This window comes from Pseudomonas sp. DD1 (assembly GCF_044510355.1).
Lineage (GTDB): Bacteria > Pseudomonadota > Gammaproteobacteria > Pseudomonadales > Pseudomonadaceae > Aquipseudomonas > Aquipseudomonas shahriarae.
In genome coordinates, this window is record NZ_MSAJ01000033.1 from 366,344 (window position 1) to 378,801 (window position 12,458).

At 48.6% G+C, this 12,458-nt stretch carries 10 protein-coding genes and 2 pseudogenes; 3 read left to right on the plus strand and 9 right to left on the minus strand.

The genetic code is table 11. The features are described 5' to 3' along the window. Window positions 1-119: 119 nt before the first annotated feature. The 3 genes from PSFL_RS20805 to PSFL_RS20815 all read right to left on the minus strand — a co-directional run bounded on the left by PSFL_RS20805 (window position 120) and on the right by PSFL_RS20815 (window position 2,914). Window positions 120-1,055 carry a FecR family protein gene (locus PSFL_RS20805; protein ID WP_170060397.1) on the minus strand — a complete coding sequence of 312 codons (936 nt, stop codon included), beginning with the start codon at window positions 1,053-1,055 and terminating at the stop codon, window positions 120-122. A 5-nt stretch (window positions 1,056-1,060) separates the two neighbouring features. Then, the gene (locus tag PSFL_RS20810; protein ID WP_225923810.1) at window positions 1,061-1,558 is read right to left on the minus strand and encodes an RNA polymerase sigma factor; all 498 of its coding nucleotides are present in this window, start codon (window positions 1,556-1,558) and stop codon (window positions 1,061-1,063) included. A 444-nt stretch (window positions 1,559-2,002) separates the two neighbouring features. Continuing rightward, window positions 2,003-2,914 carry a LysR family transcriptional regulator gene (locus tag PSFL_RS20815; protein ID WP_057438565.1) on the minus strand — a complete coding sequence of 304 codons (912 nt, stop codon included), beginning with the start codon at window positions 2,912-2,914 and terminating at the stop codon, window positions 2,003-2,005. Between the two features lie 127 nt (window positions 2,915-3,041). Between PSFL_RS20815 and PSFL_RS20820 the strand changes: the two genes are divergently transcribed. The 3 genes and pseudogenes from PSFL_RS20820 to PSFL_RS20830 all read left to right on the plus strand — a co-directional run. Next, entirely contained in the window at window positions 3,042-4,349 is a 1,308-nt protein-coding gene (locus PSFL_RS20820; protein WP_057444899.1) for an MFS transporter, read from the plus strand. Between the two features lie 26 nt (window positions 4,350-4,375). Beyond that, window positions 4,376-5,899: a M81 family metallopeptidase gene (locus PSFL_RS20825; protein WP_397470431.1), complete on the plus strand. Its 1,524-nt coding sequence runs from the start codon at window positions 4,376-4,378 to the stop codon at window positions 5,897-5,899. A gap of 243 nt (window positions 5,900-6,142) precedes the next feature. Further along, a pseudogene (locus PSFL_RS20830) lies at window positions 6,143-6,418 on the plus strand (IS3 family transposase); the annotation flags it as partial. On the opposite strand, the gene PSFL_RS20835 reads toward PSFL_RS20830, so the two are convergent. The 6 genes and pseudogenes from PSFL_RS20835 to PSFL_RS20860 form a co-directional block, all read right to left on the minus strand. Further along, window positions 6,358-6,819 carry a DUF1353 domain-containing protein gene (locus PSFL_RS20835; RefSeq protein WP_170060399.1) on the minus strand — a complete coding sequence of 154 codons (462 nt, stop codon included), beginning with the start codon at window positions 6,817-6,819 and terminating at the stop codon, window positions 6,358-6,360. The pseudogene PSFL_RS20830 and the gene PSFL_RS20835 overlap by 61 nt on opposite strands. Window positions 6,820-7,441: 622 nt before the next feature. Further along, complete coding sequence (locus tag PSFL_RS20840) at window positions 7,442-8,488, minus strand: alpha-xenorhabdolysin family binary toxin subunit B (protein ID WP_170060400.1); 1,047 nt, start codon at window positions 8,486-8,488, stop codon at window positions 7,442-7,444. Between the two features lie 28 nt (window positions 8,489-8,516). Continuing rightward, entirely contained in the window at window positions 8,517-9,722 is a 1,206-nt protein-coding gene (locus PSFL_RS20845; RefSeq protein WP_397470432.1) for an alpha-xenorhabdolysin family binary toxin subunit A, read from the minus strand. A gap of 667 nt (window positions 9,723-10,389) precedes the next feature. Beyond that, window positions 10,390-10,523, minus strand: a pseudogene (locus PSFL_RS20850) (IS5/IS1182 family transposase); the annotation flags it as partial. 315 nt (window positions 10,524-10,838) lie between these two features. After that, entirely contained in the window at window positions 10,839-11,156 is a 318-nt protein-coding gene (locus tag PSFL_RS20855; protein WP_157717226.1) for a phage holin family protein, read from the minus strand. Window positions 11,157-11,799: 643 nt separating this feature from the next. After that, entirely contained in the window at window positions 11,800-12,450 is a 651-nt protein-coding gene (locus PSFL_RS20860; protein WP_397470433.1) for a helix-turn-helix domain-containing protein, read from the minus strand. Between the last annotated feature and the right edge of the window lie 8 nt (window positions 12,451-12,458).

A 12,458-nucleotide genomic window follows, 5' to 3' on the forward strand; every position in this document is an offset into this window, starting at 1 on the left:
ACAAAGATTTGACTCGCAAACCTTTAGGTAACGGATGGTGCATCGGAGCTCTCCCTAATACGAATCATTATCGCTATAGGGAGGGAAGACGGGCGACACGCCCATAACCGTAAAAATAGTTAAGTTTTGGGTGAAACCACCAGCAGGTAGTTCGTGTAGCGCTCGATTTTGAGTGGGAAGACCTTCTCCAACGTGGCCAAGCCCTCGTCCAAATGATCGAGTTGAAAGGTGCCGCTGACCTTGAGCGCGCCCAGACGCGGGTCTCGTATTATGAAAATTCCCGGCCGATAGCGTTCGACCTGCTCCAACACCTGCGCCAGTGGTGTCAGCTCAAATACCAAGCGACCCTGCTCCCACGCCAGACTCTTGTCGACATCCACGCGCTGCTTGGCGCCCAGGCCGTCGGCACGTCCGGCAACGGTCTCGCCAACGCCCAGCGTCAGCGTGTCAGGTCCGTCGGTGACAGCCACACGGCCGCGGCGCACCGTGACATCAACGTGTTCGCCCTCACGGCGCACTGCGTAGATCGTACCCAGGGCCGTTGCGTTGAAGGCACCAGCCTGCACACTGAAGGGGCGCTGCGGGTCCGGCGTTACATTGAACAGGGCCTCGCCCTTGCGCAAGGTAATGCGCCGCCCATCGCCCGTGAGATTCACATCGACAGCGCTGTTGGCATTCAGGGTGATGTGCGAACCATCAGCAAGGACGACCTGTCGACGCTCACCGGTGCCGGTGTAATAGTCCGCATCCAATGCCATGCGTTGCATCCACGCCACGCCAAGACCGAGCACCAACGACGCCGCGATGCCCATCGCCCACATTCGCCGCGAAGACGGCCGTACTGCAGCAGGAGGCTCGGCCAGATACGCACTTAAACACCACACCCGCCGCGCCTCGACAAAAGCCCGCTGATGCTCCGGTGCCTGTTCGCACCACGCCCGTGCCTCTGCCCGATCAGAGGGCAGCGCCGAACCTGAGGTGAGGCGAATCACCCATGCATGGGCAGTGCGCTGAACCTCGGTAACGGACGGGGTGGTGTCGGGCTGATCGTGCATACCGGCTATCGTTGTAGGCATTGGCTGAGAAAGCCGAGCGCAATGGCTAATTGTTTTTCAACCGTACTGGTCGAGACTTGCAGTTGCAAAGCCACTTCTTTGTGGGGCAGGTTTTGCAGCCGACACAACGTAAATATTTGCTGGCACTGGGCAGGTAAACGGTGCAGGGCGTGGGCCATTGCCGCGAGATCTTGTTGTGCAACCACGACATCGAACAGCGCCGGGCTTTCACCTGTCACTTCGTAAAGATAGCCCATGCCTTCGTCGAGGTGCTCTCGGGTTTGTCTGCTGCGTGCATGATCAATGGCCAAGTTTCGAGCAATTTTAAAGATAAAACCGCGAAGATTGAGCACCGGCTTGCGCGGCGGCTGACGGAGCAGGCGGAGGTAGGTTTCCTGAGTCAGATCGGCCGCAGCCTCAGGATTTCGCAACTGGCGATGAAGAAACGAACGCAACTCGCTGGCATGGGCCCGGAAGGCCAGCTCAAGCTCGTCGGTGGTCATGCTCGACATTGGCAGGGGTCACGCAGCGGAAAGTCATGCACTTTAATGATAACGTTTCGTATTAACAATGTTTTTTTGGGGCTGCCATTTGAGTGGCCGGCTACTGAGAGTGGTGGCTTGGGGATGCAGGTGAGGCAGATGATCGGGCTGCGTTGGCGATCAGCTCGTAAGCGCCGCCAGGGGCCTTATGCGTTAAGGCATAAAACGACGACAGCGAAGGCTGGTGATCAAGATCAATGACGAGGGGGCGAAGATCGGATTCAGCGCAGAAAGCGCCTAGATTGGTTGCGACTGTGGTTGAGAGTGCTGTTGCGATATTCGTGGCGCTGGTCTCTGAAGTGCAATTTAGAGACGGCCTGTTGATTACGCTATACCTACATCACCGATTTCAGTGACCCAGTTGAGAGATGGCTCCACGACCTGGACTCGAACCAGGGACCCAATTTATTTATTGAATATAAATATCCGTTCTTTGATCCATTTTATAAGCTCTTCTGCACCCACAGATTGGGGCTTTCTTTTTTTAACTAGAAGACGAGCATAAATGTTTTGGAATAGTGGGTGATCGATTGATCGAGTCACAAGATCTCCGCTGATCATATCGTTAAAGGCGGAAAATTCGCTCATCATCGTTACCGCATCTCCGCTCATCACATAACGTCGGAGGGCGGTGAGAGAGTTCGTTACCATGGCCGGTCGAATGGATAGATTTTCTGTATGGGTTACGAGTTGAATAACCTGGCCTAATCCGTATTGAAGCGGCATCACCGCTAACGGGTAATGCAGTATCTCTTCGAGTTTCAGGGGTTCACTGAGATGCGTAAGCGGATGATCTGATCGCATGAGCAATCGAACAGGTTGCAGTGATGATGCGCGGTAAATGACTTCAGGATGCGCAGGTGGATTGTACGCGAGGCCGATATGGGCAGCGCTCTGAACTACTTCCTCCAGAACGCTCTTGACCGGAAGCACATCTAGACTGATACGAATGCCGGGATAGGTGGCGGTGAAATCCCTCAAAACATTGTCTATCAGCAAGTCGATGAATCCCTCGCTGGTAACGATACGGACTTCACCCTCCCTCAACCCCTTCAATCCTCGCAAGCGGTCTTCAAGATGCTCTTGTTGTGCCTGGCAGCCACGCCAGAACTCCAGGAGAAGGTGGGCTGCTTCGGTAGGAACCACGCCACGTGCTTGCCTTTCGAACAATACAGTTTCCACTTCCTCTTCCAGAAGTTGGATTTGACGGGTAATAACTGAAGGTGCCGTGTTCAGGTTTTCGGCTGCCCCACGAATTGAACCGCTGGACAGAACCTCATAGAAATAGCGCATTCGGCGTTGATTCAGATCTCTCACAAAAAATCCTCCCCCCGCATGACCGTTGCTCTCAGAGCAACGATACCATCAAAAAGTTGCTATTGCTTGCCTTGCCATTCCGCCTGAATATCAATCACACAATAAAAACGCCTATAGCGGAGGCAGTATGCAAAGGTGCATTAATCCATCGACCGAGCTATCGACCATCTATCGAAAAATAGATTGGCGGTTATTACCCTTTTTGCTCCTATGTTATGTGGTGGCGTATCTGGATCGGGTAAATGTGGGATTTGCCAAGCTTCAGATGCAAAGCGATCTAAGTTTGTCTGACGCTGCTTATGGACTGGGTGCCGGATTATTTTTCGTAGGCTATGCACTGTTCGAAACGCCTAGCAATTTGCTATTGCCGAAGATCGGAGCACGCAGGACGCTCAGCCGGGTAATGATTTTGTGGGGTATTACATCTGCATGCATGGTGTTCGTCGAAAGCGAGAGATCATTTTACGTGCTGCGTTTTCTCCTCGGAGTCTTTGAGGCGGGTTTCGCCCCCGGAATGATTTTTTACCTTACCTATTGGTATGGGCGTGAGCGGTTAGGCAGAGTGATGGCAATCGTTATGCTGGCGGGGCCACTGGGCGGCATATTTGGGGCTCCTTTGTCCGCGTGGATAATGACCGCCTTCGCAGGTTTCCACGGCTTGGCTGGATGGCAGTGGATGTTTTTTCTGGAGGCATTACCGGCTGTAGTGTTGGGTCTCATAGCGTTGAAAGTTCTTAGCGATAAACCCTCGGTCGCGCCGTGGCTGAGCGTGCGTGAAAAACAAGTGCTGAATGCGCATATCGGTGAAGGGCAGGGAGCCCACCATTCGTTTGTACAAGTGCTAAAAGACCCCCGTGTGTATCTAATGGCGGCTGGTTATTTCTGCTTGATTTGCGGAATTTACACAATGAGCTTTTGGCTGCCATCCATTCTGAAGGACGCAGGCGTTCAAGGTGTCATGCAGATCGGCCTGTACTCAGCGATTCCATATGTGGGGGCGATGGCAGGGATGTTGGTCTTCGGTCGTACATCAGATTACTTTTTTGAGCGGCGTTGGCATACCGCTGTACCGGCGTTAATTGCAGCCATCTGTTTAATGGGGTCTGTGATTTACAAGAATGAGTTTGTTTTTGCACTCACTTTCTTGACGCTTGCTACGACCATGATGTGGGTTGCTTATACAGTGTTCTGGGCAATTCCTTCGCAATACTTCAAAGGTGACACTGCTGCGGGGGGTATCGCAGTTATTAATACCATTGGGTTAACGGGCGGGTTTCTCAGTCCCACGGTGATCGGTTATACCAAGTCCATCACTGGCAACTCTGATTCAGGTCTTCTGGTCATGGCTGCAATTCTAATACTGGGTTCATTGATACTTGCCGCCAACAAGCCGCAACGTGTTCAGCAAAAAGTTTGCATTACACAGCCTGTCTAAAAATTTCAACGAGGCGTTTAATAGCCATGACATATCGAATTCTGATCGCTGGTTTTCAACACGAAACAAATACGTTCGCGCCCTCTAAAGCTGAATATGAGAATTTTGTCAGGGGTGAAGGTTTTCCTCAGATGGTAAGAGGCGTTGAGATGTTGGAGCTTCGGAATGTTAATATTCCGGCAGGCGGGTTTCTGATTGAAGCAGAGCGCTTGGGCTATGAAGTAGTCCCGGTGATCTGGGCTGGAGCCAGCCCATCCGCGCATGTTACTCGAGAGACCTACGACCGCATTACCGATGAAATCATAAAAGCCGCTGCAAACGAAGCATTCGACGGTATATATCTAGACTTGCATGGCGCAATGGTTGCCGAACATACGGACGACGGAGAAGGAACGCTCCTAGCTCGGCTGCGAGCTGTTGTCGGCCAGGATATTCCGATAGTCATATCTTTGGATTTACACGCTAATGTTACTGAGTTGATGCTCAACCACGCAGATGCAATGGTTGCATTTCGTACTTATCCCCACGTGGATATGGCTGATACTGGCGCACGAGCCGCCAAATTACTTGAATTGCGGCTCCGCTCGGGAAAACTGCATTGCGAGAGCCTGCGACTCCCTTTCCTGATCCCGATAAACGGGATGTGCACGCTCATGGATCCAGCACGAAGCCTTTACGAGCAATTAGAACACCTTGAGTCCGAAGGTCTTTCATTGTCATTTACTCCAGGCTTTCCGGCTGCTGATTTCGAGGAGTGTGGGCCGGTTATCTGGGGTTATGGAACAGACAGGCAAGCGATCAAGGCTGCTGTTGCTGTCCTCTATAAAAAGGTAGTGGGGGAGGAGGATCAGTGGGAAGTACCTTTCCTGCTCCCGGACGAAGCCGTTCTCCGAGCAATGACATTAGCAGAAACCGCCCAGCGTCCAATCGTCATTGCTGATACCCAAGACAACCCGGGAGCAGGCGGGGATTCGAACACAACAGGAATGCTTAAAGCACTCATTAAACACGGTGCTACTAATGCCGCCGTAGGATTGCTTTATGACCCGGCAGCAGTTCAGTCCGCCATTGCAGCCGGGGTAGGCAGTTTCATTGAAATAACGCTGGGAGGACAGTCAGGTGCACTGGGCGATAGCCCTTTGCAGGGTCGCTTTGAGGTAATGCATCTATCCGATGGCCGCTGTCGTTTTGCAGGCCCCATGATGAATGGTATGGAGGTTGATGTGGGGCCTGTCGCATGCTTGAAAATCGGGGGAGTGAAGGTTGCTGTCAGCTCTGGTAAATGTCAGATGCTGGACAGGAATTTGTATCGGATAGCAGGTATAGAACCCGAGCAAATGAGTGTACTGGTTAACAAAAGCTCTGTTCATTTTCGGGCCGATTTCGCGCCGATTGCCGACCAAGTACTCGTTGCTAAAGCGCCTGGGCCCATGACTGCAGATCCTGCGGACATTCCGTGGAAAAGACTTCGTGAGGGAATCCGGCTAAAACCAAACGGGCCTTCATTTATTTGCCAATCGCAACCGTCATCTGACGTTGAACCCAGGTAGACACGCAAGAAAACAAATCCCGGAAAAGCAGGAACCAGGCAGGCGAGATCGCAAAATCCTCGCTTTCAGAAAGCCAGTCTTTCGAGGCGCCTTTCTCAAGTTGCGCTACCGAGGCGAAGAACCCGTCAAGTAGATGCTGGTTATCCGTAGCGGAAATCCATTCTGATGTAATTTCTGCGTGCAGATCAGTGCCCGAGAGTCGAACGACAATGCAGCCAGTCCGGCCGCTTGCACATGGAATGAGGCAACTGCCATGATAACGCCGTGGCCGAGAGCTTTTTCCAACTTCTAAAGCGGGAACGGATCAAGCGAAAAACCTACACCACGCGGGAAGATGCTCGGAATGATGTGTTCGATTACATCGAGATTCTGCTCGACCATCGAAGACTCATGCCTGCGAAAGCTCTGGAAGCCCCCTCCCTCTCAGTGGTTCATTACTCAATAATGCTCTACCGAACTTACATCCATGTCGACTCAAGCGATCTTTTAATTACACTATTCGATCGCAGATTCACTTGAGATACATTGCGATATAATTCGACTGCTCCAGCCACCATGGTGATTTCCATTTGAGTGGCGCCCAATACATCGAGCGCCACGTACAGAAGTGAGTCGCACTTGGTGCGTGAAATGGTGACAGGAGTACCATCAACGGTAATTGACAAGTACTCACACAGTTGGTCATGCGCCACATAGGCTTGCCCAAACTTGCCCCAAGGGGAAACGAAGCTCAGGGCAACCCTAGGGATAGTTCCACCATCAGTCAGAATCCCGTCGGGTATGAAAACCCACTGCCGCTCACTAAGCATTAACCGAAAAGGCTGAAGCACCCGCCAATGATCCCGGCCTAGCAAACTGCTGGCTTCTGCGTCATAGCGTGTGTCCAGTGGAGCATCAAAATATGGATATGTGCGGTTCATAGGCGGCTTGCCCTCTTGAAGAAATGATATGTGAGAGTGCGTATTTTATCGGGTGCTCGCATAAGTCGATTGTCGCTTGGGTGTTTCAATACTTGACTATGGATTGCGTTATTTACATGACCTTTATTCACTAAATGACATCGTAGCCGTCGTCAGAGTATTTCAGGTAGTCGGCTCTGGTTTCAAATTCATCAAATGATGGTGTATTCGTCTAGTGGAGCAGCGGTCTGACATTACCTGCTTGCCAACCCGAGAAGGCATTACAAAGCATCGGCAGAGGGAACAATGGTTGGTACATCATTCGGATAGAGGCAGTATTGCTCGGGGATGTGTCAGCAACTGCATGAGAAACACGGCATCGGAAGTTCAATTACGGACGGCTATGGCTGCAGACAAAACACCATCGCATAGAGGCCAAAGAGATATTGAAGACAGCGCTTATGCTCCAGAGAGCGCAGAATATGATGCAGGCCAGCAGGATGGTGAAGGCGTCGGGGGGATTTATAACGGAGAGAGACCTCACCTGGCGCTGAAATACATAATGCCCGGTGCTGTGCACCGGGCATTGGCGTGAAACTGATTCAGGTGCGGTCAACTCAGCCAGATCAACCGCACCATGTTTTTAGTTGATCATGACACTGTTGTAGTCCTTGGTCAGCACCTCCAGATGAGTTTTGTATCGATTCAGGAATGTGGCCAAATCTGCTTCGCTGTAATCACCGCTTTTCAGCACTGCAAGGTTCGTTGAGAACTCAATCCAGATACCCACTACTATGTCAATCTCCTTACCAGCTACCAAGCGCTTTAGGCTGATCTCTGCAACAGCAGACACGTCGGACAACGTATTCTCTGCACTTTTAAGCTCGCCATTCAGACCCGAAATAGACTGATTGAGTACGTCAATCTCTTTATCCAGATTAGTCCGTGCCGTCGCCAGCTCAATATATTTAATACCGTCCGATACAACGCCAAGGATTTTCTTGAGCAGAGCAATCGCCTGCTTGATAGCCTCTTTTTCAGGAGTAGCCAAATCCAAACTGCTCAGTGCACCGGCGTCAGGCAGGTAAGTTTGAAAGATATCGGCCAAGTTGGTTTGGCGAATCACGTCCTGCGCTTTGATGAGCGTATCGCGCTGTTCCACGCAGGTAGACTTTTTAAGGTTTTGCTCATTTAACTGAGCCAGCACTCTGTCCATCAGATCTCGCGCCAGCTTGAGCGGTTGATCCGTGCGATCGCCAATTTCTACCTTGTAAAGACTGATAACCTCCTTGTCCAGGAGACGAGAACGATCGTTGAATTTTGCCGCAACCTCGTTCAGCATCAACTCGATATTACCTTTGATACTCAAGAATTCTTTGCTGACCAAGTCACGATCACTGTCGCCTAGGTCTTTTCTGTCCAGCGCTCCTTTCAACTCATCAAGAGTATCAAAGAAGCTCTGTCCGTACGAGTTGCTCAGCGCGGTCAACAACATCGGAAAAGACTCCCGCATGGTTGTATCAATGTTTTTCAAATACGCTGCTACTTGCCGCGCTCTTTCATGCAATACGTCGTCAGACAGAGCATTTTTAAAGTTAGCCAACCTTGAAATATCACGACTGGTTTGAACAATTTTATTGACATCAACAGCAGAGATAATGCCGGAGGCGATCGATATTACATTACTCATTGAAACAATCCTTCTATTGGCAAGATAATTAATTAAAGCTTTTTTTGTATTCTTCCAACGCCTCGTTAAACACCTCAACCAATGTGCCAGAGGTGTCTTTTACATCCTGCCATGGGTTAATTACTAGCTTAAACTGGGCAACAAACGAAGTGAGTTTCAGTGCATCATCAATGCGTTCGAACTGTGCAGCCGACCCATCGATCTTAGTCAGCATATTTTGCCACATCGTGTTCAAAATATTGAGTGCCGCTTCGGCACCTAGCATTCGGTTATTGAGGTCCAAGAAATCCGATTTGTTACGATCCAAAGCGTGCTGCAAGTTTTCTTGACCCGCGACGAAGGACTCCAGAGAATCGACTTCTTCTTTCAGTACATTACGCTCTTTCTTTGCGTTTTCTGCTTTCGCGCCAAATATCCCACCGGTAATGGCCAGGCCGATAAGCCCCCCCGCGATCCCGGCGATCGCATTTTTGACATATTGATCGTAGTCCTTATCCAGCTGGACGATTTTTGCCTTTTTTTCAGCGATAATTTCGTTATTATCGGCGATGGACTTGATGAAGCTGTTCTGTTCCATCAGGTCGTACTTCCCGATTAAATCGGGTTGTAACCCATCAACACGCTCACCGGTCGACAGTTCTCCGCCCGACAGTTCGATTTTGAATTTAGAGATGCTGTCTTTGAGTTCACGTGTAGCTGTTTGCTGCGCGTTAATGTCGACCTTCATCAGCTTAATGATCTCACCTACAGCAGAGGCAATCTCACCGTCTTCGGACGTATATTTAATCCCCTCAAGCTCGGCATTAGTCAAGTCCCCCAGAGAACTCCTAACGCGCTCCAAGATAGGCATTTCTTTAATATCGGAGATAATGCTGTTACCGCTGCTGAGGATGCTTTGGGCAGCAGAACCTAAATTAATGCTTTGCTGAATGATTTTACTTTCTACCGCATCCCAGCTGGAGGCATGGAATTTGATTTTTTCGAACAGCACCTTAATATCGCTGGGCTCAAGCCCGGCAATGTTCACAGTTTCGTATCCCAAGAATAGCTTAACCTCCGGCAACTCACTTGGGAGTGCGAGACTTTTTTTCACGTATTGCTTAATCTTGATTACATCTTCTTTGGTAAACACCCCAGCAGCGCGCTCCACTCCGGGAGATGAGCCTCCAATCAACCCCATCACTTCTCGCGGAAAATCATTGGTAAGTTCTGACATTTGCACATTAACAGCCATATCCTTCACCTCAATTTATTAAATTTTACGAATTAAACCGCTATGGTTTTTTACTTCGGTGTAATTAGAGTTGGGTATATCCCCTCATGGTGTTGGAACGTCGTGATAGACTACGGCAGGTGTCGGCTTCAATTCGAATCCACCAAGACCGCTATTTATGGTGGTAACTTATTGGAGCAATGCATCATAGATTCGCAACAACTTTGAATCTTCACAGATCGTAGAGCCAGCACGTCAGCCTATCAACAATAAATACGATTTCAGACCACGGCCCTTATCACCAGGACTTTTTTCATTGCTAACGGGCTTTAGTGCCAATTTGACTTTAATTGAAGTGCTTTGATTTATCGATCCAAAATCCGATTTAAGACTTATACAGTCGGGAGCAACTAGTCTTTCCTGAGCACGCTGACACCACATACAAAAAATTATTTAACGATGCGCTCTTCAACTTTCAAAGCGCCGCCACTACTGGCTAATAATGACTAACGCCTGGTCGCACAAAGCTTGAAAATACCAGGCTGCCGTCAACAAGGATTCTTAAACGTCGCTTAAAATGTTCTGAAGTACCCGCCGCTTTCAGTCCTCGTTGCTTAAGGCTCCAAAAACGTGTGTCTGCCGAAAAACAGACCTTTCCTGTCGTTAATTTATGGTTCTTTCCTTGAGCCAAGCCTGATTTGGTGTCAACGCCGATGTACGTTTTCATCCCGAAGAAATACATGTTTTTTTCTTCGTTTGATGCATTTCAGGGTTGTGTTTGCCGTCCGTGTTATTGGTAGAACTTGACGCATGAATGAAGGTATTTGTTTTTAATCGAGACTCACCGTGGTATTCATGTCGGGCGGAAACTTCAACAGAAATGGGAGTTCTCTTCAGTCCACCAAAAACTATTTTGGTTGTATTGAGTAAGGGCTCCCCGTACAAGGCGAAACTATTTACAGCATGTCCCAAGGGGCATTGAAAACTCTTCGTGCCTCGCTCTCTGATCAAGGAGCGCATGCGGTAAGCATGTAATGGCGAAATGGCTAAGAGTGGGGCTGAACACTCAATGTGTTATATATGTCAACGCGTCTTGCTTTTATTGCTGACGTCTCTGAGAGCAATTGCTATTTACTGCTATTCACCATTTTTAATTTTAAGTTTTTTGTAAATGTAAGATTGTAATAACATTAATGTAGCATCGGCGCCGAGCCAGCCACATAATCCAATTATCACCCCCGAGATTTCTGGAGGAATACCAGCAGATCGACACCCTAACAGTACCAGATACCCAGCAAATGCTGCGCCCACGCCTTGCAACGTCGTCTCACCTATGTGGATTGGTTGTTGAGCTCCTAACCTACGCATCATGTGACCAAGTACTCCTCCAACTGCAGAAATTAAAATATATGCCCAAGACTTAATAAAATCGGATAGCAGATCGTAGTCATTCATACCCATAAAATCCTTATAATACAAAAAGCTCTTCGCCAACACGGCCTACACTACTTGATTAACAATCTAAAAAACGGCGCTGAATGAAATTTGTGTCGCCCCTACAGAACTAAAATATGTCTATAAAAGACATTGGTCACTAATAAAAAGGCGCCAATTCAGAGCGTATTACCGAGGGCATACAATAAAATCTATAAACAGCGCAGCCTACTCAGGTTGTTAAGTTTCAGTATCCATACGCTTTCTGTCATGTATCATGCGGTCATATGCACTACAAACCAGTGGTCGTCAGTATGTCAACACCGAATACACTTTCAGATTATTCGTGATTTTCAATATCCTGGATATTAACGTAAATATAACTGCCGAAAAATCTTAGTCATTGTACTAATCTGGCGCGTGACGATTTCTTGTTTTTGGGCTGTTCCCCGAGAGGCTAAAGTAGTCAGCGATTTTTACAAGCTGTCTACTTGAGATTGAAAATCTCCGGCCACTTCAGCCACTTCTTCATAAGCGCTAGACACTATTATCATAGTGACGTGAGGGCACCTCAAGCAGGTGCAATATATATTTAATGATCCACCGTTTCTTCAATGAGCCAGTGTTGCAAAAAATGTAGATCTCCATAGAGATTCGGTCCAACCTAATAGCCATCAGGTAGTTTTTTTATAATGTGCACAAGATACCCTCCATCCACCTCGATGTACCCTCCTTGTTTCAAGGATTTCATGATTGAAAGTGCATGAGACCTGGAAACCCCCGTGGTGTCTGTGATAAATGATATGGCGGTAAATTTTGTTTTTACTGTCTCGGGCAACACATCCATCCACTCTAATGCATATTTAACCTCGGCATAGCCATCGTTCATGCACTGACCAAGCCATTTATTGGAAATGTTGCTTGCGTTCAATTTCATAAAATCTAAAATACCTTTTAGCAATGACTTGTCGGCAGCAGCCAGATGAATACACTCTTCAGGTAGCTCGTAATAAACAGAGCGCGACACAATTTCACATTTATTTGGAGGGTTGTTATAGTTTTGCGTTGATTTATTTAGCAAAACGACACCTCCTGACCCGACGATGCCTATAACCTTTCGATCGCCTATGAGCAGCCGCCACACACCACTTTCAATTGAGAATATTGAATTATTACTGCTCCTAAAAGGCGTGGCTCCCGCTTCAGCAATTTTTATAGTGCCATTCATTTTAATCCAGTTATGCAGGTAGCTTATATTTGAGCTGCTAACTTTGTCGTTTCCACTGATAAATCCTGACAGACGAAAATTATTCATTCCTTCTC